Here is a 22,501-nt window from a genome sequence, read left to right as displayed (position 1 = left end):
TCAAGAAACTTCTTTGCACGTATTCAAAAAAGTGATAGAATAGAACCAATTAATGACTATTTACTCGAGATACAGGAAAGGATTAAAATACGATGGACAATAAGGTGATTAAAATCGGACTGCTTGGACTGGGGACAGTCGGAACAGGTGTGTATAAGTTGATTGGACGCCGCAGTGATGAGATGGAACAGAAGATTGGAGCAAATCTTGAGATCGAGAAGATTCTTGTACATAATTTGAAAAAGACACGCCATGGAATCGAACAGAGCCTTCTGACGGACCGTTGGGAGGATATTATCGGAAATGAAGAAATTCGGATCGTCATTGAAGCAATGGGAGGAATTGAACCGGCCAGAACGATGATTCTGGAGGCGATTGCAGCAGGTAAAAGTGTGGTTACGGCGAATAAGGATCTGATTGCGGAACATGGAAGAGAGCTGTTGGAAGCCGCCAGGGAACATAAGGTAGATCTTCTCTTTGAAGCGGCGGTTGCCGGAGGAATTCCGATTATCCGACCGTTGAAACAATGTCTTGCGGCAAATGAGATTGATGAAGTCGTCGGAATCGTAAACGGAACGACAAACTATATTTTAACGAAAATGTTTGAAGAGGGAATGGACTTCGGTGAGGCTCTGGCACAGGCACAGGAGCTGGGCTATGCGGAGGCGGATCCGACCGCAGATGTCGAGGGCCTGGATGCAGGACGTAAAATGGCGATCATGGCTTCCGCTGCATTCCATTCCAGAGTCGTATTCGACGATGTGTATACGGAAGGAATTACAAAGATCTCAGCAAGAGATGTCGCATATGCCAGAGAATTTGACTGTGTTATCAAGCTGCTTGGGGTAGCAAGAAATACGCCAGAGGGTATCGAAGTCGGTGTCTATCCGATGATCATTGATAAGAATCATCCTCTGGCTACGGTAAGAGAATCCTTCAATGCAGTGTTCGTGCATGGAGACGCGGTAGGAGACACCATGTTCTATGGAAGAGGAGCAGGTGAGATGCCTACGGCAAGCGCGGTAGTAGGAGATATTCTGGATGTGGCAAGGAATATGCAGTACGGCTGCATGGGAAGAATCGGATGCGGATGTTATAAAGAACTGCCGGTCAAAGAGTTTGGAGAAGTCAAGAACCGCTTTTTCCTGAGAATGCAGGTAACGAATGAGCCGGGCGTTCTTGCGCAAATCGCGAAAGTATTTGGCGATCACAAGGTCAGCATCGAACGGGTCGTACAAAGAGAAGCGAAGAAAATGCATGCTGAACTGGTTATCGGAACCGCGGCAGTTAAGGAATATCATATGAAGGATGCAGTGGATGCTCTTAAGGAAATGCCGATCGTAAAAGAAATCAGCAGTATCATCCGGGAATATTAAGGGAATCATAGAGAAAGGAAGTGGAGCAATGCGTGAGCGTACGACGATAGGCTTTTTGGTGAAACAGATTAATAATATTTATGAAAAAGATTTCAACCGGATGCTGAAGTCGATCGGCATCACTTCCTCACAGTGCGCGGTACTGGATTATTTATTTCACAGCAGCAAGGAAGAGATCACACAGCGTGATATCGAACGGCACTTAAGTCTGAAGAATCCGACGGTGACAGGTCTTTTGAAACGGCTGGATGAGAAGGGATTCATTTTATCCGTGCCCAGTACGACGGATAAACGTTGCAAGAACATTTATCTGACTGAGAAGGCCTACGATATTCAGAAGAAGATGGAGGCAAGCAGGAAGAAGAGTGACAGGCAGCTTACGATGGGAATGACACAGAAAGAAGTACAGGCGCTCAAAAAAGCGCTGGAAAAAGTACTATATAATATTTCTGAACCGTAAATCGGACAGATTCTAAGTGGTAAAGGAGAAAGAGACATGAGTTATGCAGACAAAGTTTTTATAGATATGTGCCGGGACATTATTGATCACGGAACCAGCACGGAAGGGGAGAAGGTTCGTCCGAGATGGGAGGACGGAACACCGGCATACACGATCAAAAAATTCGGTGTTGTGAACCGCTATGACCTGCGTAAGGAATTCCCGGCAATCACGCTCAGAAAGACAGCGATCAAGAGCTGTACCGATGAACTGTTATGGATCTGGCAGAAAAAGTCGAATAATATTCATGATCTAAGCAGCCATATCTGGGACAGTTGGGCGGATGAGGACGGATCCATCGGGAAAGCCTACGGTTATCAGATGAGCGTCAAGCATCAGTATAAAGAAGGAATGATGGATCAGGTGGACCGGGTGATTTACGATCTGAAGAACAATCCGTACAGTCGGAGAATCATGACCAATATCTATGTGCATCAGGATCTTCATGAGATGAATCTTTATCCGTGTGCGTACAGCATGACGTTTAATGTGACGAAGGAAAAAGGAAGTGACAAACTTACCTTGAACGGGATTCTGAATCAGCGTTCTCAGGATGTGCTTGCGGCAAACAACTGGAATGTCTGCCAGTACGCGGTTCTTCTGCATATGCTGGCGCAGGTCTGCGATATGCAGGTTGGAGAGTTCGTACATGTGATTGCGGATGCGCACATTTACGATCGTCATATCCCGCTGATCGAGGAACTGATCACCAGAGAGACGCATCCGGCACCGATGTTCTGGCTGAATCCGGAAATTAAAGATTTCTATGCATTTACAAAAGATGATGTCCGTCTTGATAACTATGTAACGGGACCTCAGATCAAGGATATACCAATCGCTGTGTAGAGGCGAAATACGGGATAAAGGAGAGAAGCAAATATGAAACTGATTGTAGCGGCTGATAGAAATTGGGCCATTGGGAAAAACAATAAATTGATGTGGAGTATTCCGGCTGATATGAAATTCTTCCGTGAGACGACACAGGGAAACGTCGTGATCATGGGAAGAAAGACACTGGAAAGCTTTCCGCAGGGACAGCCCCTGAAGAACAGGGTAAATATTGTGATTACGAGAAATCCGTCCTACAAAGTCAAGGATGCGGTCGTCGTTCACAGTGTGGAGGAAGCAATTGAGGAGAGCAGGAAATATGACGGAGACGTATTTGTGATCGGCGGGGAGAGCATTTACCGGGCAATGCTTCCTTATTGTGATACGGCACTCGTGACGCGGATCGATTATGCTTACGAAGCCGATACCTGGTTCCCGAATCTGGATGAGGATGAAGAGTGGGAGCTGACAGATGAAGGGGAAGAACAGACCTGTTTTGATCTGGAGTATGCCTTTACCAGATATGAACGCAAATAACAAAAAACATCAAGAAAATATGCAAGAACTATCATTGACAAAGACTGGTAATGGTAAGTATAATAGATTCAATCAGTAAAGAAACAAGCAAGAATATGTGAAATGCAATGACAAGGAGGAGTACATAATTTCCGGATGCATAGAGAGAAAGCGGTCGGTGTAAGCTTTCGGGATGGAATTATGGAAGTAGCCTTCGAGCAGCGAACCCAACGGGCTGATGCCTCAGTAGACTTCGACGTGATTCCGACGTTACATGGGAACGGTATCGGACAGGAGAAATGTCCCGTACTGACAGAGAGCAGGAACTGCGGTTCCTGAATTTAGGTGGTAACACGGATGATGATTCGCCCTAAGCTAGTAATAGTTTGGGGCGGTTTTTTTGCTTTATAGAACAAAGGAGGTAGTTACATGAAGAAAATTTCGGGGAACAAATTATTGGTAAAAGCGCTGAAAGAAGAAGGAGTAGAGGTCATGTTCGGATATCCGGGCGCCTGCACGATCGACATCAGCGATGAACTTTATAAGCAGAACCATACAAAGGTGATCCTTCCAAGACATGAACAGGCACTGGTTCATGCGGCAGATGCCTATGCGAGATCGACAGGGAAAGTAGGCGTATGTCTTGTAACCAGCGGCCCGGGTGCGACGAATCTGGTAACAGGACTTGCAACAGCCAACTATGACAGTGTTCCTCTGGTATGCTTTACCGGTCAGGTGGCCAGACCTCTGATCGGAAATGATGCCTTTCAGGAAGTTGATATTGTAGGAATCACAAGAAGTATTACCAAATACGGTGTGACGGTAAGCAGGAGAGAGGATCTCGGGCGCATCATCAAAGAAGCGTTTTATATTGCAAGAACAGGACGCCCGGGTCCGGTACTTGTGGATCTCCCGAAAGATGTGATGGCAGAGCTGGGAAGTCCGGAATATCCGCAGACTGTGAATATCCGTGGGTATAAACCGAGCACAGGTGTACATATCGGCCAGCTTAAGAGGGCAATCAAGATGCTCGGTAAAGCAAAACGCCCGCTGCTCCTTGCGGGCGGAGGTGTTAATATTTCCGGAGCCAATGCATGCTTTCGCAAATTTGCTGAGATCACAAATGTTCCGGTGGTGACAACGATTATGGGACGAGGTGCGATTCCGACCGATCACCCGCTCTTTATCGGCAATCTCGGAATGCACGGTTCCTATGCTTCCAATATGGCTGTGGGTGCATGCGATCTCCTTTTCTCCATCGGTACCCGATTTAATGACCGTATTACCGGAAAATTGCATGCATTTGCACCGAACGCGCAGATCGTGCATATTGACATTGATACGGCGTCGATTTCCAGAAATATCAAAGTAGATGTCCCGATTGTCGCCGATGCGAAGGAGGCCATCGAAAAGCTTCTTGAGTATGTGGAACCGGGCGACAATGCGGCATGGTTGGAAAGAATCGGAGAGTGGAAACAGGAGCATCCGCTGAAGATGAAACCAAAATACGGCGTGATGCAGGCTCAGGATATTATCGAAACGATCAATGAAGTATTTAAAGAGGATGATACAATCGTTGTGACGGATGTAGGACAGCATCAGATGTTCACTTCCCAATATTTGGAAGTCAATGAAAAAACAAGAATGTATATGTCAGGCGGACTTGGTACAATGGGATATGGACTGCCTGGTGCAGTCGGCGCACAAATCGGCAATCCGGACAGCACCGTGATTGCAATTTCCGGTGACGGAGGAATGCAGATGAATATTCAGGAATTTGCAACTGCAGTTTTGGAGGAGCTGCCGCTGATCCTTTGTGTATTTAACAACACATATCTGGGAATGGTTCGCCAGTGGCAGAAATTATTCTATGGCAAACGTTATTCCATGACGGATCTCCGCTCCGGTGCGGCGACCAGAAGAGGGGAAGAGCCTCCGGTGAAATATACGCCTGATTTTGTGAAACTGGCTGAAAGTTACGGAGCAAAGGGAATCCGTGTAACCCGTCCGGAAGAAATGAAGCCGGCATTTGAAGAAGCAAAGAGAAACCGCGCTCTTAAGGTACCGACACTGATCGAATTCATTCTGGATCCGGAAGATCAGGTCTATCCGATGGTACAGCCGGGCGGAACATTGGAAGAGATGATTCTGGATAATTAAGGAGGAGCAGACATGGATAATACAATGAAGAAAAGATGGATTTCATTATATGTAGAAAATCAGGTGGGTGTCCTGTCCAAGATTTCCGGCCTGTTTTCGGGAAAATGCTACAATCTGGAGAGCCTGACTGTAGGAAAGACGGAGGATCCGACAATCTCCCGTATGACGATCGAAACGATCAGTGATGAAGAAACATACGAACAGATCAAGAAACAGCTGAACCGAATGGTAGAAGTGATCAAAGTCATTGATTTCACGGAGATTTCTGTAGTCATGCAGGAGCTTATGTTTGTCAAAGTAAAGAACTGCACGCCGGAAGATAAAACGGAACTGTTCCAGATTGCACAAACCTATCAGGCAAAGGTACGCGATTACGGAAAAGACAGTGTGCTTTTGGAATTTGTTCACACGGCGCACAAAAACAGTGCGATCATTCAGTTCCTTCGTTCGGAGTTCCAGTCAATCGAAGTGGTAAGAGGCGGAACTGTGGGAATCGAAGCGATTACCATGCCGAAGAGATAGGAAAACAGATCAAAACAAAAAAACAGAGCGCACTCTTGAATTTTAGGCGGAGTCGTATTATAATGAAGTTTAGATTTCGAGAGTGTGAAATCCATAGCATTAAATAAGTAAAAATAATAAAAATACAACTGCCGAAGGACAGCGGAATGGAGGAATTACAATGGAAAAGAAACAGATTGACTGGTCAAATCTCGGGTTTGGATACGTACAGACTGACATGCGTTATGTTTCTAATTTTAAGGACGGCAAGTGGGATGAAGGTGAACTTACACCGGATGCGAATGTAGTGTTGAATGAGTGCGCAGGAGTGCTTCAGTATGCACAGACTGTATTTGAAGGCCTGAAGGCGTATACAACAGAAGATGGACATATTGTAATGTTTCGTCCGGATCTGAATGCAAAACGTATGGCAGATTCCGCAAGAAGACTGGAAATGCCGGTTTTCCCGGAAGACAGATTTATTGAGGCAGTTGCACAGACTGTAAAGGCAAATGCAGCTTATGTACCTCCGTATGGTTCAGGAGCAACCTTATATGTACGTCCGTATATGTTCGGAACCAATCCGGTTATCGGTGTAAAGCCGGCGGATGAATATCAGTTCCGTGTATTTACAACACCGGTAGGTCCGTATTTCAAAGGCGGTGCAAAGCCGATTACGATCAAGGTTTCCGATTTTGACCGTGCAGCACCGCACGGAACAGGACACATCAAAGCCGGATTGAATTATGCGATGAGCCTTCATGCAATCGTGACCGCTCATGAAGAAGGATTTGCAGAGAATATGTATCTGGACGCTGCGACCAGAACGAAAGTGGAAGAGACCGGCGGAGCAAACTTTATCTTTGTAACAAAGGACAATAAAGTCGTTACACCGAAGTCAGACAGTATCCTGCCGTCTATCACAAGACGTTCGATCCTGCATGTGGCAAAAGAATATCTCGGACTGGAAGTAGAAGAGAGAGAAGTATTCTTTGACGAAGTGAAAGATTTCGCAGAATGCGGACTCTGCGGAACCGCAGCAGTTATCTCACCGGTAGGCAAGATCGTGGATCACGGCAAAGAGATCTGCTTCCCGAGCGGAATGGACGAGATGGGACCTGTTACCAAGAAGCTGTATGAAACCCTGACCGGAATTCAGATGGGACATCTGGAAGCACCGGAAGGATGGATCAAGGTGGTTGAATAATGGATCAGAATGCAAAAAAGAGAAATGAACTGCTGGCACAGCAGATGATAAAAGCACTGGAATCCCGCAATATGGAAGCTTATTATGCGGAAAATAAAGAAGAAGCGCTTTGTAAGGCTCTGGAGCTCATGCCGGAAGGAAGCTCTGTTGCATGGGGCGGTTCCATGAGTGTAAAGGAAATCGGTCTTATCAAGGCTGTTCATGAAAGAAATTACGAAGTCTATGACCGGGATCTGGCAAAGACTCCGGAAGAAAGAACCGAGATTACCAAAAAGGCATTTTTCAGCGATTTCTTCCTGGCAAGCTCCAATGCGATCACGGAAGACGGAATCCTGGTCAATATTGACGGACATGCCAACCGTGTAGCTGCCATTGCATACGGACCGAAGAATGTACTTATGATCATCGGAATGAATAAGGTCGTGCGTTCCGAGGAAGATGCCAGAGCGCGCGCAAAACATATTGCGGCGCCGGTCAACGCACAGCGTTTCGGAAAGACACCTTGTACCGTTACCGGACAATGCTCCGACTGCAAGTCTCCGGGATGCATCTGCTGTCAGACGATGATTACCAGATTCAGTCAGATTCCGAAGAGAATCAAGATCATTCTGGTCAATGAAGAACTTGGATTCTAGGATTTTCAGATGGAAAAGATCAGAAAACAGTATACATTTACCGGACATGTACAGGGAGTCGGTTTCCGGTACAGCGCCCAGTATCTTGCGCAGGCGATCGGCGTGACCGGCTGGGTGAAAAATGAATGGGACGGCACCGTGGTAATGGAAGCGCAGGGAACGAGAGAACAGCTTGATCTTCTGGTGCAGAAGCTCAGAACACGGAATTTTATCCGGATCGATTATGCGGCGGAGTTGGAAATTCCGTTGGTGGAAGAACTGGGATTTCATGTGAGATGATAATATAGTGAGATGAAAGAGAGCACTTTGTATGGGAAACATACAGAGTGCTTTTTTTCTTTTAATGGTGTAATAGGGATGAAAAATGAAAGAATGTTTAGACTCAGTTTAGTTTTTCCGGCTATTATTATATAATCATAACAGAATATTTGAGGAGGCAGAAAATGGTTCATATACTTGTTGTCGACGATGATAAGAATACGCGTCGTTTATATAAAGCGGTACTGGAAAGTGAGAATTATACGGTGTACACGGCTGAGAATGGGGAGGAAGCGCTGGGATTGATGGATCGGGAGCACATTGATCTTGTTGTACTGGATGTCATGATGCCGAAAATGGACGGATATGAGTTTACTAAAGTACTCAGGGAATCACAGAATACGCTTCCGATCCTGATGGTTTCTGCGAAGCATCTTCCGGAAGACAAAAAGAAAGAATATCTGGATATTATAGAGGAGGAGGCACTGCGCCTTTCGGCGATGACAACCAATGTCATGAACATGACAAAGGTGGAGAATCAGACGATTCTGACTGATATTACCAAATTCAATCTGTCCGAGCAGATTCGTTCCAGCGTTCTGCTCCTTGAGAATGCATGGACGAAGGAGAGAATTACCAGATTTTTATTGCGAATGAAGGACCGGAGATACCGCCGGAAAGTCAGAAGAAGATATTTGACAAACTTTATCAGGCTGATGAATCACATTCTTCCGAAGGAAACGGGATCGGGCTTGCGATCGTGAAGCGCGTGGTCGAGCTGCATTATGGTGATATCGATGCAGAATGCAGAAACGGGATCACAACCTTCTATGTGGAACTTCCGAAAGACGCCAGGTAGTGATATGCGTTTATGAAATTTTTGTGAAATGGCAATTGAGTTTCGTTTCAGTTTAGATTTCTCCGATATGATGAGTGGAAGATTCGGAAGAATTGATATTTATCTTGAAATTTACGAAAGGACATAAAGGATGTTTGAAAATCAATATATAGACTATGCTGCAGATATGACGATTCTTCTTACTTACTATAAATGCAAGGATGACTGGAAAGACGAAGCAAAAAAGATGGAAGCAGCGTATGGTACGATGCTGGAAAAGCATGTTGGGCGGCGGAGTCGCAACCCGCCTGATCGAGAGAAATACGACCCTTCCGACCAGATATTCCAGAGTGTTCTCGATGGCAGCGCCGTATCAGCGAGATGTGGAAATCCGTGTTCTTCAGGGGGAAAGGCCGATGGCAAAAGACAATAAGAAGATCGGAGATTTCAGACTCAAGGGAATCCGGAAAGCACCGGCGGGTGTTCCGCAGATCGAAGTAACCTTTGACATAGATGCAAACGGAATTCTGAAAGTTTCAGCCAAAGATCTGGATACAGGGAAGGAACAGTCGATCACGATCACAGCGGATGACCGTATGTCAGATGCAGAAATTGAACAGGCAATGCGGGATGCGGCAGAATATGCAGGACAGGATAATCTGAGGCGAGAAGCTTTGGAATTGTCAAGTGAAGCAAATCAGATCGTCATCCAGGCACAGAAGAAATTAAAAGAAGAAGGAAAGCAGATGGACAAAGCTGTCAAGAAGCAGCTGAAGAGTGCAAATGCGGCGCTCCAGAAATGTCTGTCCAGGCTCCGCGTAGATAAAGTAACACAGGAAGATATCAATAAACTGAAATGTGCAAAAGAAGAGGTTGAAAGACTGCTTTAATACAAACAGGACGACAGGCGCCATCAACGCTTATCGTCCTGTTTTTTCTGCGTGCCGCTAATTAGATGCTTATAAAAGGCACGCTGAAATTTATCCCTGATTAAATCGTGAAAGGAATTGTCTGGTCCGTTCTTCTTTCGGATTTTCAAACACTTCCTTCGGATCACCCTGTTCTACAATATATCCGTCATCCATGAAAATGACCTGATGTGCGACATCCCTTGCAAAGGCCATTTCATGAGTTACGATTACCATTGTGGTTTCTTTGTCGGCGAGTTCTTTGATTACCTTCAGCACTTCACCGGTCAGTTCCGGATCCAGTGCGGAAGTGGGCTCATCAAAACAAAGAATATCCGGTTTCAGCGCAAGAGCACGGGCGATTGCGACCCTCTGACACTGACCGCCTGAAAGCTGGTGCGGATAATTGTTCATCCTGTTTGAAAGTCCCATCTGTGCAAGAAGATCTTCCGCCAGCAGGCGGATCTCGTCGTGGATCTCCTTTTTGCGTGACTTGTAATCCGGCTGTTCTTTGGCAAGGAGTTCCTTCGCCAGCATGACATTTTCCAGAGCAGTATACTGCGGAAACAGGTTAAATGACTGGAAGACGAGACCGAAATGCAGACGTTTCTTCCGAACAGAGGATTCCTGCCAGGTCGAAGGATCTGCGGAATCAAAAAGCGTTTCACCATTTACGCGGATGACGCCTTCATCCGGTTTTTCCAGAAAATTGAGACAGCGCAAAAGAGTCGTCTTACCGCTTCCGGAAGAACCGATGATGGATACGACTTTCCCTTTTTCGAGAGAGAAACTGATATCCTTCAGAACTTCTGTATGATTAAACGTTTTACCAATGTGTTCTACTTCTAAGATTGCCATTGTTTTCTTTCTCCTTTATCTGAAATAATCCAGCTTTTTCTCTAAGCGGCCCAACAGTACCGTTACAATACCGTTGAATATAAGGTAATAAACAGCTGTAAAGAACAGCGGCCAGATCTGACCGGAAATACCGTGGGATCCTTTCATGAACGCCTGACCGGCCCAGATGATCTCCTGCAGTGCGATAATGCGGGCAAGAGAAGTATCTTTGACAAGGGTGATGATCTCATTGGACATCGGAGGAACGATACGTTTGATCATCTGGAGAAGCGTTACTTTGAAGAAAATCTGACTTTTTGTCATACCAAGTACCAGTCCGGCTTCTTCCTGACCTACCGGAACACCCTGGATCCCGCCGCGGTAGATTTCTGAAAAATAGCATGCATAGTTGATAATGAACGCAACGGAAGCTGCCAGGAAACGTCCTCCTTCACCGCCGCCCCAGATAGGATTGTGAAGGACCAGCCCCGGAAAGTAAAAGATAATGAGAAGCTGGATCATCAGAGGAGTACCACGGATAATCCAGACGAAAAGCTTGGTCAAATAGCTAAGTGGTTTAAAACGTGACATGGAACCGAAGGCGATGATAAGTCCGAGCGGAAATGCGCCGATCAGTGTCACAAAGAAAAGTTTTAATGTTTGTAAAAAGCCGACATTCAAAGCGTTGATGACAATCGGCATCTGTTCCATAATCTGATTCATAGGGATACCCTGCTTTCTCCAAAAATAGATTGTATTTTACGCATTATGATACGTAAGTGGAATGTAAATGAATAGAGAGCGGAGGAACCGCTCTCTATCCGGAAAATCATTACTGTTCAATAAGTGCTGCCTGAACACCGTATTTCTCAGCACATTCCATCATGCTGCCATCCGCATAGCTGGATGAGAAGAAATCGTTCAGAGCCTTGGCAAGGTCAGAACCCTTACGGAATCCAACGCCGTATTCTTCGCTGTTCAGTCCGAATGTGTAGGCCAGGTTCTCATATCCGGTTCCCTCACCGACCATGGCAGCTGCCATCAGAGAGTCGATCACGGCAGCATCTGATGTTCCTGCAGCAACTTCCATCAGTGCGTCAGCCTGAGATTTTACGGATGTGTAATTGATTCCAAGGTCGCTGATTGCGGCTTCGCCGGCACTTCCTGATTCTACTGCGAACGTAAGTCCGGAAATACTGTCTGCATCCTGATACTGGTCTTTCTTGTCAGCTGGAACAATGACAACCTGTGCATTGTTGCAGTAAGCGTTGGAACATTCCATAGAACTTGTTACTTCATCTGTAAGAGTCATACCGTTCCATACACAATCGATCGTCTTTCCGTCAAGCTCCATGATCTTGTTATCCCAGTCGATCTCGACGAATTCAACATCAACACCCAGGCTTTCTGCAAAAGCTTTTGCCATATCAGCATCGAAACCGATCCATTCATCGTTCTCATCTTTATAGTCCATCGGCTCGAAATCGGTGATACCAACAACCAGAGTTCCTTTTTCTTTCACATATTCCATATCGGTCTGTTCACTGGAAGTATTTTCTGTCTTTGTTTCCTTATTTTCCTCTGTCTTCGATCCGGAACCGCCGCAAGCTGCAAGCGAAAGAATCATGGCAAGAGTAAGGCCCATTGAAATTAACTTTTTCATGCTTAATTCTCTCCTTATATTAAATATGTAATGCGATTTACTTCACAATATTATCAATTTACTAAAGTAAAGTCAAGCGAAAAACGAATAAAAGTAAAGAAAGTGAGCCAATTCGGCAGATCGAGTCGTGTTTGCTTAAAAGGCAGGGTTGAAATCCATAGGTTTCAACATTATAATGGGAATAGAAATTACATTGAGGAAATGGAGGCAGAATATGACGAAGGAAAGGATAGAAAACTGGCTGGGGAACCGCATGAAGGATCATCCGGGCAATGTGATTTCGGCAGATTTTGCTATCAGGCCAGAGCTTGTAGGGGTTCACTTTTTTGATGAGCCGTTGGTGGGAATCGGAAGTGCAGAGGATCCTCTGTTTGATGAGTATAAAAAAGAGGGTGTGATCGGACCGTGGCATCTCAGTCCAAAAGAATGGATGCCGGAAGCCAATACAGTGGTTTCTGTTTTTTTCCCGTTTACAGAAGAAGTGCGAAGAAGCAACCGGGAGACGGAAGGAGAGCCCTCAGCTGAATGGCTTCATGGAAGGATCGAAGGGCAGGCCTTTCTGGCTGATACAATGCGTGAGCTGGCTGCATGGATGAACGAACAGAATGTGCCAACTCTTGTACCGGCGCAGGACGAGCGGTTCCAAAGTGTTATGGGAGGCCAGGGAATTACCGGATACGAGAATATCAATGAGAAGACCTACGGAAGCAGATGGTCGGAACGACATGCGGCTTATGTGTGTGGTCTGGGAACGTTCGGGCTTTCCAAAGGGATCATTACAGAAAAAGGAATGGCAGGGCGCTTCGGCAGTCTGGTTACGGTGATGGAGGCGGAGCCGGATGTGCGGAAGTATTCCGGACTTTATGATTACTGCATTTTCTGCGGTGCATGTATCAGGCGCTGTCCGGTGCAGGCGATCTCCTTCGAAGAAGGAAAGAAGCATCCGCTGTGTCATCAGAAACTGATGCAGACGAAGAGAGATTTTGCCCCGCGCCTTGGCTGCGGAAAATGCCAGACCGGTGTACCCTGCGAGAGCAGGATACCGGAAAAGAAAACGGTGGATTCGAGGTTATACATATGAAAATTGGAATTTTTGATTCGGGAATCGGCGGATTATCCGTTCTTCACCGCGCGATGAAAATGATGCCGAACGTGAGTTTTGTCTATTATGCGGACACCGAGCATGTGCCATACGGAGAAAAGACGGTGCAGCAGATTCGGGAATTTGACGAACATAATCTGAATTTCCTGATCGATCAGGGGGTAGATGCGGTCGTGATCGCCTGCAATACAGCTACGAGTGTTGCCACGAAGGAATTTCGCGCCGGCTTTCCGGTGCCAATCGTGGGGATGGAACCGGCGGTCAAGAAAGCAGTGGAGCAGTATTGTGACACCGGGAAACGGATCCTTGTGGCGGCAACACCGATTACGATTGCCTCGGATAAGCTTCATAATCTCCTTGAGCGGGTGGATAAGGAGCATGATGTAGATCTGCTCCCGCTTCCGAAATTGGTGCGATTCGCGGAAAAAGGTGATTTTACATCCGGAGGGATCGAAGCATATCTATGCGAAGAACTTTCCGAATTCGACCTGGAAGATTATGCGGCAGTCGTACTGGGCTGTACCCATTTTAATTATTTTAAACAGAACTTTCGAAATGTTTTCCCGGAAGAGATTCATTTCGTGGACGGTAATGAAGGGACGCTCCGGCAGCTTCTTCGCGTTCTGCCGGGGGATCTGACCGATCAAAAGGAAGAAAACTCGGCTTCTGTACAATACTTTTTTTCGGGAGTACCGGCAGACGACGCGCAGATAGAATTGGTGGAACGCTGCATGAAACGCCTGGATGAGATGTACGACATAGTATAGACATTTCCCCTGGTCGATCCGCATAGAATGTGATGAAGGCGCAGCAGGAGATCATGCATGGGAAAACAGAAAATTTCGCCGGAAGGATTTGTGATAACAACCGCAGTAGCAGCCTGTATTCTTGGAACCGCATATTGGAGTGAGCAAACCGTAAACGTAGGAGGAAACACCGGTCATGCAGCAGAAAGTCTGGTACAGGATACCTTTACGGCCTATCTTCTTGAAGAGGAACCCGAAGAAAATGCAGAAGAAAACGGGGATGAAAAGGATTACATCAAGTGGGTGGAATTTCATGTGACATCAGAGGCAATGAAGCAGGCATATCAATATGATTTGGATACATATGACGGCGATGTTCACCTGAACTGGGTCGATCTTCTTGCATACCTGGGAGCAAAATACGGGGGAGATTTCTCCCGCTACCGAAGCTCGGATCTTGCCGAAACGGCTGAAAAGCTGCAGATGGGTGAGTTATCGGTGAAAGAACTGGAAGACACGATGGAGTACTTTGCATATTACCGTGAAGCTTATGGGGCGGTTCTGGACGGGATGGTGGGAGAGTACCGTCTGGAACAGTCCGATGGGAGTATGAAAAGTTTTTATGGGCTCAAGGCATTTAACCCGATCGCGAAAGGATTTCCATATTCGGATTATGACGATTTCGGAGTTTCCAGAAGCTACGGATACCGCAGAAATCATCTGGGACATGATATGATGGGACAGGTGGGGACACCGGTTATAGCAGTAGAATCCGGCGTGATTTCAGCGCTCGGATGGAACCAGTATGGCGGCTGGAGGATCGGAATCGACAGTTTTGATAAAAAGAGATATTACTATTACGCACATCTAAGGCAGAACCGTCCGTATGCCGAAGGGCTGAAAGAAGGAGATGTGGTGCAGGCGGGGGATGTGATCGGCTATCTCGGCCGCACCGGATACAGCTCGGAAGAAAATGTCAACAATATTGATGAATATCATCTTCATTTTGGGCTGCAGCTTATTTTTGACGAATCACAGAGAGAAGGAAATCATGAGATCTGGGTCAGCGGATATGAACTTGTGCGGTTCCTCTCCATGAACCGCTCGGAAGCGGTCAGAAATGACGCGACAAAAGAATGGACGAGAAAATATGCTTTCGTTGATCCGGCTGCAGAAGCGTATCTGAAGGAGAATCAGAAGACACATAGTGAATAAATATTAAGAGGTGCAGGGGTTATCCCTGCACCTCTTGAATTCCGGAAATATCCGAATCAATCATCATGGAATAGTTGGTATAATACACCACGAATCCCGGTTTACTTCCATTTGGTTTTTTGACATGTTTTTTCTCCACATAGTCGATCTCCACCTTTTCGGATTTCGCATTCTTGGAGTAATGGGCAGCCAGGCGGGCCGCCTCCTCGAAAGTGCGGTCCGGCATTTCGTCTCCGCCGGTCTTTACGATAACGTGGGAGCCGGGCGCTCCTTTGGCGTGGAACCACCAGTCGTTCCCTGTGGCAAAGTGGAAAGTCAGTTCATCGTTCTGGAGATTATTCTTCCCGACATACATGTGATAGCCGTCCGAAGAAATATAGTGGAGTGGCTTACTGGTGATCTTGACTTTCTTTTTGGTAAATTTGCGCCGGATGTATCCGGTAGAGACCAGCTCTTCCTTGAGCTGCGTCAGGTCGTCCTCCCCGCGTGCCATTTCCAGTGCATTTACGATGGATTCCAGATAGGTGATCTCGTCGTGAGTCTCCTGAATCAGACCGGTCAGTGCTTCATAGGTCCTCTTCTGCTTGTTGTATTTCTCAAAATAGCGGGCTGCATTTTCCTGTGGAGTTTTCTGCGGATCCAGCGGAATCGTAACCATTTCATTGGTGTAATAGTTGAGCGCTTCCAGCTTCTTAGCGCCTTCCTTCAAATTGTAGCCGTAGGTATGGATCAGTTCCCCGTAAACTTTGAATTTGTCCCGGTTCTGTGTGTCCCGTAACTGGCGCTGCTGCAGATCGTATTTCTTCCGGTTCCGTTCCAGAGCCGTCTGGACCACGCGCCTTAGATCCGACGATTTCTGGCGGATCCGGGTGATCGTGTCGCGGGAAGCATAATAGGTCCGTATCACCTCGGAAATAGAGTCGAAGGTCCGGACACGGTAATTTTCCAGATGAGTAAGCGGGATGGATGAAAATTCCACCGGGTCATCTCCTTCATAATAAATCTGAGGGGAGAAATCTCCGTTTGCCACCTGCTCGAAGAAATAGGTGAACTGACGGTACAGATGTGCCAGCACATCCTCGGAGAGTTCCCGTGGTGGGAGCGCAGAGTCAACACCCGCAAGATGGCAGATCTCCTCGGCAGCGACCGGGCTGACGCCGGTAAAACTGTTATAGATCGCCTTTGCGAGAGGCATCGGTTTGGAAATAAGTCCGTCACGGAACACCGATTCCGTTACATCCAGCGGATCCAGCTTGCTCATCGTGTCAGGGATAAAATAGTCTCTTCCGGGAAGGACTTCACGCACAGAACTCATCTGGGCGGAGACATGCTTGATACTGTCCAGGATCATGCCCTTGTCATTACAGAAAATGATGTTGCTGTGTTTGCCCATGATTTCTACGATCAGCGTCTTCCTGCAAAGGTCACCCATCTCATCCAGATGCTCAATATCGAAATGGATGATCCGTTCCAGCTTCGGCTGACTGATCGACACGATCCTTCCGTTTCCTACATATTTTCTGAGCAGCATACAGAAATTCGGTGCCGTCATGGGACTTGGTTTATTTTCTTCCGTCAGATAGATCAGAGGAAGGGAGGCGCTTGCGGAAATGCAGAGCCTTTTCTGTCCTTTCGGAGTCTTGATTGTGAGCAGAAGCTCGTCGGTTTCCGGCTGGGCGATTTTATAGATTCTTCCGTCTAAAATGGTTTGATTCAGTTCTTTTACTATATTTGCGATTGTAATGCCGTCAAAAGCCATAGTTACACCTCGTTTTGAAGTTTTAAAGGATCATAAGGTAAAGACCGGTGCGGGTGGAAAATGAACCGCCCGGATTATGACCCTTGTACCATCATACCATGCTCCCGCGTGATTTGCAAATGTACGGGGAACGGTTCTGCATAGTTATAAAGAAACTCGGATGAGCGGCTGAACTGACTTAGAAAGGTTGACATGCCAAAGGGGAAAGGGCTATAATATAACGTAGCAAAATTTGGTCGCAGAGCGGCCGGTAAGAAGAGGGAAAATCAGATGATAAAGAGTATGACAGGTTTCGGACGCTGTGAGGTATCCGAGGCAGAACGCAAGTTTACGGTAGAAATGAAAGGAGTCAATCATCGTTATCTGGACGTGGGAATCCGGATGCCGAAAAAGCTGAACTTCTTCGAGACATCGATCCGCAACTTATTGAAGAAATATATCCAGCGCGGCAAGGTGGATCTGTTTATTACATATGAAGATATGTCAGAGGCTCAAGTTACTTTAAAATATAATCAGAAGCTGGCAAGTGAATATATGGACTATTTCAAAAAGATGGAAGAGGATTTTCATCTGGACAATGACATCCGTGTATCTACACTTTCCAGATGTCCGGAAGTGCTCACAATGGAAGAACAGGTCGTGGATGAAGAGGAGCTCTGGAACGGACTTTCCAAGGCGCTGGAGGGAGCCTGCAGACAGTTTGTTGAGACGAGAACGGCAGAGGGCGAGAATCTGAAGAAGGATATCATCGCAAAACTGGACGGTATGCTGGAGACGGTGGCATGCATCGAAGAACGTTCGCCGCAGATCGTGGCGGAATACCGTGAGAAGCTGGAGACGAAGGTGAAGGAGCTTCTCGCAGATACACAGATGGATGAGGGGAGAATCGCGGCAGAGGTCGTGATCTTTGCGGATAAAATCTGTACGGATGAAGAAGTAGTCCGCCTGAAGAGCCATATCAAGCATATGAAAGAAACGCTGGAATCTGCAGATGGAATCGGACGCAAGCTGGATTTCATTGCCCAGGAGATGAACCGGGAGGCAAATACCATACTTTCCAAGGCAAATGACCTGGAAGTTTCCAATCATGCCATTGATCTGAAGACTGAGATTGAGAAGGTTCGGGAACAGATTCAGAATATTGAATAAAAGCTTTGAAAAATCTTCGATTTTATGGTAAAATAAATATTTGCTTATATAGAAAATGGCAGGAGAGCTGATTATGAGTAAAAAAAAGGGAATACTTATTGTAGTTTCCGGTTTTTCCGGTGCCGGAAAAGGAACGCTGATGAAGAGACTGCTGGAAGATTATGATGATTATGCACTTTCTGTTTCGGCAACTACCAGAAGTCCCCGTCCGGGAGAAGAAGACGGAAGAGAATATTTTTTCAAGTCCGTTGAGGAATTTGAAAAAATGATTGCACAGGATGAGTTGATCGAGTATGCTAAATATGTTAACAACTACTATGGTACGCCGAAAGAATATGTGATGCAGCAGCTTGAAGAAGGGAAAGATGTGATCCTTGAGATCGAGATCCAGGGAGCACTGAAGGTTAAGGAGAAGTATCCGGACACCCTGCTTCTGTTCGTCACACCGCCGGGAGCCAGGGAATTGAAAGAGCGTCTGGTTGGAAGAGGTACGGAGACCATGGAAGTGATCGAAAGCCGGATGAAGCGTGCGGTGGAGGAGTCGGAAGGCATGGATCAGTACGATTACTTGGTCATCAATGATGACCTTGACACCTGCGTGAAGGAAATGCACCGGATCATCCGTGCGGAACATGATCGCGTATGCCGGAATGAAGAATTTATCGGCAGGATCAGAAAAGAACTGGAAGAATTATAAAGTTCGGGATGCAGATAAGATACGAAGAGAGACTGAAAGGAGCAGAATTTATGTTACATCCATCTTATAGCGATTTGATGAAAGTAGTAAACCAGGATGTGGAAGAGGGAGCAACCAAGATCGTTAACAGCCGTTATTCCATCGTGCTTGCCACTGCAAAGCGTGCAAGACAGCTGATCGACGGTGAGATGCCTCTTGTTGACACGAAGCCGGGCGAGAAGCCGCTTTCCATTGCAATCGATGAGCTGAACAACGCAAAGCTGAAGATCATTGCAGAGGATACGGAAGAGTAAAAAGAACGATGCAGCAAGTACGCCGGGGCGTACTTGAATCCCAAGGCAGAAGCAGGCGACTGTGTCTGCCTTGCTGAGCTTTATTTGGGAAGAGAATAAGGCGACAGGAGCTGCCTTTGGCGGCTTGGAAATTATTGATACGAGGAGAACATGCCATGAACATTTTATTTGTTTCACTGGGCTGCGATAAGAATCTGGTGGATACGGAAGTGATGCTGGGACTTCTGGCAAAGAAGGGGCATCAGATGATCGATGATGAGACGCAGGCGGATATTGTGATCGTTAATACCTGCTGTTTTATCCACGATGCCAAGGAAGAGAGTATTCAGACTATTCTGGAAATGGCTCAGCTTAAAGAGACGGCTGTCCTTAAGAAACTGATCGTGACAGGCTGTCTGGCACAACGTTATAAAGAGGAGATCCTGGAGGAAATCCCGGAAGTGGATGCGGTGCTCGGAACCACATCCTACGATGAGATCGCGGAAGTGATCGACGGACTGTTCAGTGACAGCCCGATGGAACGGGCGGATGCCAGAATGATCATGAAGGATGTGGATTATCTTCCCGAGACGCAAAAGGGAAGGCTGGTTACGACCGGCGGACATTTTGCCTATCTGAAGATCGCGGAAGGGTGCGATAAGCATTGCACGTACTGTATCATTCCGAAGATCCGCGGAAATTTCCGCAGTGTACCGATGGAGGAACTGATCGATGAGGCAAAAGAGCTTGCCGATCAGGGGGTTAAAGAACTGATTCTGGTAGCCCAGGAGACCACCCTTTACGGCAAAGACATTTACGGAGAGAAGTCGCTCCCGCGTCTTTTGAAAGCGCTCTGTAAGATTCAGGGACTTCGGTGGATTCGCATTCTCTACTGTTATCCGGAGGAAATCACGGATGAGCTGATCCAGGTAATCAAGGAAGAACCCAAGATCTGCCATTATCTGGATCTTCCGATCCAGCATGCAAGCGATGCAATCCTGAAGCGGATGGGAAGAAAAACATCGAAGGAACAGCTCATTTCCATTATCGGAAAACTTCGGGAAGAGATTCCGGACATCACTCTTCGGACAACGTTGATCACGGGATTCCCGGGAGAGACGGACGAACAGCATGAAGAGCTGATGGATTTTGTGGATCAGATGGAATTCGAACGCCTGGGTGTCTTTACTTACTCACCGGAGGAGGATACGCCGGCAGCCGAGATGCCGGATCAGATTTCAGAAGAAATCAAGCAGGATCGTCAGGCTGAATTGATGGAGCTTCAGCAGGACATCGTGTTCGATCGGAATGAAGATCTGATCGGAGAAGAAATGCTCGTCATGATCGAGGGAAAGGTAGCCGATGAGAACGCGTATGTGGGAAGAACCTACCGCGATGCGCCGAACGTGGACGGACTGATCTTTGTAAATACAGATGAGGAACTGGTTTCCGGGGATTTCGCGAAAGTGAAAGTGACCGGGGCTATGGATTATGATTTGATAGGAGAATTATTATGAATTTACCAAATAAACTGACTGTACTTCGTGTGGTTATGATTCCGTTTTTTGTGGCATTTTTGCTGTTTGACATCACAGGCGCGGCAGATAAATGGATCGCACTTGCCATTTTCTGTGCGGCCAGCCTGACAGATATGCTGGATGGAAAGATCGCGAGAAAATACAATCTGGTGACGAATTTCGGAAAGTTTATGGATCCGCTTGCAGATAAGCTTCTGGTGTGTACCGCGATGATCTGTCTGGTTTCCATGGACAAGTTGAACGTGATCGTCGTTCTGGTTATTATTGCAAGAGAATTTATCATCAGCGGGTTCCGGCTGGTGGCTTCCGACAACGGAATCGTCATTGCGGCGAGTTACTGGGGCAAATTTAAAACGGTGTCCCAGATGGCGATGGTCATCGTGTTGATTATGGATCTGGGAGGCGTGTTCGAAATGATCGGCAATGTGCTTGTCTGGGTGGCACTGATTCTGACCGTTGTATCACTGGTGGATTATATAGCGAAGAACAAGCAGGTATTGACACAGGGAGGCATGTAACATGGTTGTGGAACTGATTTCCGTAGGAACTGAAATTTTACTTGGAAATATTGTAAATACGAATGCGGCTTACCTAGCAGAGAAATGCGCTCTGCTAGGTTGTTCTTTATATCATCAGACGGTGGTGGGCGATAATGAGGAGCGTATGGAGGACGCGATACGTCAGGCACTTGACCGCTCGGATATCGTGATCCTGACAGGGGGACTTGGACCTACGAAGGATGATTTGACGAAAGAAGTGACTGCACGTGTATTCGGAAGAGAACTGTATCTGGATGAGCATTCTAAAGAGCGGATCGAAGCGTATTTCGGTCGGATAGGGAGCAGCCGGATTACGGAGAACAACTGGAAACAGGCGTTGGTTCCGGAAGGCGCGATCGTGATCGATAACCATAACGGCACCGCTCCTGGACTGATCATTGAAGATCCGGAAAAGGGAAAGACAGCGATTCTGATTCCGGGACCACCGAATGAGATGAAACCCATGTTCGAACAGGACATTGCTCCGTACCTGAATAAACTGCAACCGGAAGGAATTTATTCTCATATGGTGAAAATATGTGGTATCGGAGAGAGCCGGGCCGAAACGATGGTGGCGGATCTCATGGACGCACAGACGAATCCGACGCTGGCACCTTATGCAAAGACGGGAGAAGTTCATTTCCGGGTGACTGCGAAGGCGAAATCCGAGGAAGAGGCAGAAGAGCTCATGAAGCCGATGATCGAGGAAATGTATCGACGCTTCGGCGATGCGGTGTATACGATCAATGAGCAGGAGACACTGGAAGAGAATCTTGTGGCACTTTTGAAAGAAAAGGGCATGACACTTTCGACCGCAGAATCCTGTACCGGGGGCAAGCTGGCCGGACGGCTTCTGAATGCGGCCGGAGCTTCTGAGGTGTTCAATGAAGGGTATATTACTTATGCAAATGCATCCAAGGAAAAGATTCTGGGTGTGAAGCATGAGACACTGGAAGAATTCGGCGCGGTAAGTGCACAGACAGCCGAAGAAATGGCGCGAGGTGCGGCAAAGGCAGCAGAGGCTGATGCTGCTCTGAGTGTGACCGGAATCGCGGGACCGGGCGGCGGGACCAAGGAAAAGCCGGTCGGACTGGTCTATATCGGATGTGCGGTGAACGGACGCGTGACGACCCGGGAATGTCATTTCACCGGAAACCGGGAGAAAAATCGGGATTATGCGGTTGTGCGGGCGCTTACACTTTTGAGGGAGGAATTGCTGGCGGCAGGACAGCAGCAGAAATAACATAAAGAGGTAAAG

At 46.9% G+C, this 22,501-nt stretch carries 24 protein-coding genes, 2 pseudogenes and 1 other annotated feature; of the genes and pseudogenes, 22 read left to right on the top strand and 4 right to left on the bottom strand.

Annotated features, from left to right (window positions below):
• The first annotated feature begins 92 nt into the window (after positions 1–92).
• From ACTNBF_RS02225 to ACTNBF_RS02165, 13 genes and pseudogenes are all read left to right on the top strand, one after another.
• Positions 93–1,376, top strand: coding sequence for a homoserine dehydrogenase (locus ACTNBF_RS02225; protein ID WP_427819870.1), 1,284 nt, complete (start codon positions 93–95; stop codon positions 1,374–1,376).
• 28 nt (positions 1,377–1,404) lie between these two features.
• On the top strand, positions 1,405–1,836 hold the full coding sequence (locus tag ACTNBF_RS02220) for a MarR family winged helix-turn-helix transcriptional regulator (RefSeq protein WP_427807154.1): 432 nt from the start codon (positions 1,405–1,407) through the stop codon (positions 1,834–1,836).
• Positions 1,837–1,872: 36 nt separating this feature from the next.
• On the top strand, positions 1,873–2,721 hold the full coding sequence (gene thyA / locus ACTNBF_RS02215) for a thymidylate synthase (RefSeq protein ID WP_441050052.1): 849 nt from the start codon (positions 1,873–1,875) through the stop codon (positions 2,719–2,721).
• Between the two features lie 33 nt (positions 2,722–2,754).
• Positions 2,755–3,240, top strand: coding sequence for a dihydrofolate reductase (locus tag ACTNBF_RS02210; RefSeq protein ID WP_427819869.1), 486 nt, complete (start codon positions 2,755–2,757; stop codon positions 3,238–3,240).
• A gap of 98 nt (positions 3,241–3,338) precedes the next feature.
• Positions 3,339–3,595: a binding site (T-box leader), on the top strand.
• A gap of 53 nt (positions 3,596–3,648) precedes the next feature.
• Positions 3,649–5,379: a biosynthetic-type acetolactate synthase large subunit gene (ilvB, locus tag ACTNBF_RS02205; RefSeq protein WP_441050051.1), complete on the top strand. Its 1,731-nt coding sequence runs from the start codon at positions 3,649–3,651 to the stop codon at positions 5,377–5,379.
• A 12-nt stretch (positions 5,380–5,391) separates the two neighbouring features.
• Positions 5,392–5,901 carry an acetolactate synthase small subunit gene (gene ilvN / locus ACTNBF_RS02200; RefSeq protein ID WP_427807158.1) on the top strand — a complete coding sequence of 170 codons (510 nt, stop codon included), beginning with the start codon at positions 5,392–5,394 and terminating at the stop codon, positions 5,899–5,901.
• Between the two features lie 160 nt (positions 5,902–6,061).
• A complete protein-coding gene (locus ACTNBF_RS02195) occupies positions 6,062–7,087 on the top strand; it encodes a branched-chain amino acid aminotransferase (protein WP_441024714.1) in 1,026 nt (341 codons plus the stop codon).
• On the top strand, positions 7,087–7,722 hold the full coding sequence (locus ACTNBF_RS02190) for a lactate utilization protein (RefSeq protein WP_441024715.1): 636 nt from the start codon (positions 7,087–7,089) through the stop codon (positions 7,720–7,722). The genes ACTNBF_RS02195 and ACTNBF_RS02190 overlap by 1 nt, the downstream gene beginning before the upstream one ends.
• 9 nt (positions 7,723–7,731) lie before the next feature.
• Entirely contained in the window at positions 7,732–8,001 is a 270-nt protein-coding gene (locus tag ACTNBF_RS02185; RefSeq protein WP_427807161.1) for an acylphosphatase, read from the top strand.
• Between the two features lie 164 nt (positions 8,002–8,165).
• Complete coding sequence (locus tag ACTNBF_RS02180) at positions 8,166–8,744, top strand: response regulator (RefSeq protein ID WP_441024716.1); 579 nt, start codon at positions 8,166–8,168, stop codon at positions 8,742–8,744.
• Positions 8,666–8,839, top strand: a pseudogene (locus tag ACTNBF_RS02175) (sensor histidine kinase); the annotation flags it as partial. The gene ACTNBF_RS02180 and the pseudogene ACTNBF_RS02175, both read left to right, overlap by 79 nt.
• Before the next feature lie 130 nt (positions 8,840–8,969).
• Positions 8,970–9,071, top strand: a pseudogene (locus ACTNBF_RS02170) (DUF5685 family protein); the annotation flags it as partial.
• Between the two features lie 7 nt (positions 9,072–9,078).
• Complete coding sequence (locus ACTNBF_RS02165; protein ID WP_441024717.1) at positions 9,079–9,708, top strand: Hsp70 family protein; 630 nt, start codon at positions 9,079–9,081, stop codon at positions 9,706–9,708.
• A 90-nt stretch (positions 9,709–9,798) separates the two neighbouring features.
• Here the strand turns inward: ACTNBF_RS02165 and ACTNBF_RS02160 are convergent, their stop codons facing one another.
• The 3 genes from ACTNBF_RS02160 to ACTNBF_RS02150 form a co-directional block, all read right to left on the bottom strand.
• Complete coding sequence (locus ACTNBF_RS02160) at positions 9,799–10,584, bottom strand: amino acid ABC transporter ATP-binding protein (RefSeq protein ID WP_427807165.1); 786 nt, start codon at positions 10,582–10,584, stop codon at positions 9,799–9,801.
• Between the two features lie 15 nt (positions 10,585–10,599).
• On the bottom strand, positions 10,600–11,286 hold the full coding sequence (locus ACTNBF_RS02155) for an amino acid ABC transporter permease (RefSeq protein WP_427807167.1): 687 nt from the start codon (positions 11,284–11,286) through the stop codon (positions 10,600–10,602).
• A gap of 109 nt (positions 11,287–11,395) precedes the next feature.
• Positions 11,396–12,226, bottom strand: coding sequence for a transporter substrate-binding domain-containing protein (locus tag ACTNBF_RS02150; protein WP_427807168.1), 831 nt, complete (start codon positions 12,224–12,226; stop codon positions 11,396–11,398).
• A gap of 214 nt (positions 12,227–12,440) precedes the next feature.
• On the opposite strand from ACTNBF_RS02150, the gene ACTNBF_RS02145 reads away from it, so the two are divergent.
• The 3 genes from ACTNBF_RS02145 to ACTNBF_RS02135 are packed head-to-tail and all read left to right on the top strand — an operon-like array spanning position 12,441 to position 15,289.
• Entirely contained in the window at positions 12,441–13,307 is an 867-nt protein-coding gene (locus ACTNBF_RS02145) for a 4Fe-4S binding protein (RefSeq protein ID WP_427807170.1), read from the top strand.
• Positions 13,304–14,095 carry a glutamate racemase gene (gene murI, locus ACTNBF_RS02140; protein WP_441024718.1) on the top strand — a complete coding sequence of 264 codons (792 nt, stop codon included), beginning with the start codon at positions 13,304–13,306 and terminating at the stop codon, positions 14,093–14,095. Before ACTNBF_RS02145 ends, murI begins: the two co-directional genes overlap by 4 nt.
• 57 nt (positions 14,096–14,152) lie before the next feature.
• On the top strand, positions 14,153–15,289 hold the full coding sequence (locus ACTNBF_RS02135; RefSeq protein ID WP_427819859.1) for a M23 family metallopeptidase: 1,137 nt from the start codon (positions 14,153–14,155) through the stop codon (positions 15,287–15,289).
• A gap of 19 nt (positions 15,290–15,308) precedes the next feature.
• Here ACTNBF_RS02135 and ACTNBF_RS02130 read toward each other — a convergent pair whose 3' ends face one another.
• Entirely contained in the window at positions 15,309–17,048 is a 1,740-nt protein-coding gene (locus tag ACTNBF_RS02130; RefSeq protein ID WP_441088695.1) for an Rqc2 family fibronectin-binding protein, read from the bottom strand.
• A 270-nt stretch (positions 17,049–17,318) separates the two neighbouring features.
• On the opposite strand from ACTNBF_RS02130, the gene ACTNBF_RS02125 reads away from it, so the two are divergent.
• From ACTNBF_RS02125 to ACTNBF_RS02100, 6 genes are all read left to right on the top strand, one after another.
• A complete protein-coding gene (locus ACTNBF_RS02125; protein WP_427807175.1) occupies positions 17,319–18,197 on the top strand; it encodes a YicC/YloC family endoribonuclease in 879 nt (292 codons plus the stop codon).
• Between the two features lie 73 nt (positions 18,198–18,270).
• A complete protein-coding gene (gene gmk, locus ACTNBF_RS02120; RefSeq protein ID WP_427807176.1) occupies positions 18,271–18,894 on the top strand; it encodes a guanylate kinase in 624 nt (207 codons plus the stop codon).
• Positions 18,895–18,944: 50 nt separating this feature from the next.
• Complete coding sequence (rpoZ, locus tag ACTNBF_RS02115; protein ID WP_427807177.1) at positions 18,945–19,187, top strand: DNA-directed RNA polymerase subunit omega; 243 nt, start codon at positions 18,945–18,947, stop codon at positions 19,185–19,187.
• A 155-nt stretch (positions 19,188–19,342) separates the two neighbouring features.
• Positions 19,343–20,683: a 30S ribosomal protein S12 methylthiotransferase RimO gene (gene rimO / locus ACTNBF_RS02110; protein ID WP_427807178.1), complete on the top strand. Its 1,341-nt coding sequence runs from the start codon at positions 19,343–19,345 to the stop codon at positions 20,681–20,683.
• Positions 20,680–21,222 (top strand): CDP-diacylglycerol--glycerol-3-phosphate 3-phosphatidyltransferase, encoded by a 543-nt coding sequence (gene pgsA / locus ACTNBF_RS02105; RefSeq protein WP_427807179.1) that lies wholly within the window; start codon positions 20,680–20,682, stop codon positions 21,220–21,222. Before rimO ends, pgsA begins: the two co-directional genes overlap by 4 nt.
• Before the next feature lies 1 nt (position 21,223).
• Positions 21,224–22,486, top strand: coding sequence for a competence/damage-inducible protein A (locus tag ACTNBF_RS02100; RefSeq protein ID WP_427807180.1), 1,263 nt, complete (start codon positions 21,224–21,226; stop codon positions 22,484–22,486).
• Positions 22,487–22,501: the final 15 nt, after the last annotated feature.

Origin of the sequence: Bariatricus sp. HCP28S3_A4 (assembly GCF_052066395.1) — a bacterium.
GTDB lineage: Bacteria > Bacillota > Clostridia > Lachnospirales > Lachnospiraceae > Allocoprococcus.
Note: the sequence above shows the minus strand (reverse complement) of the source record. Positions and strands in the feature narration are given on the sequence as shown.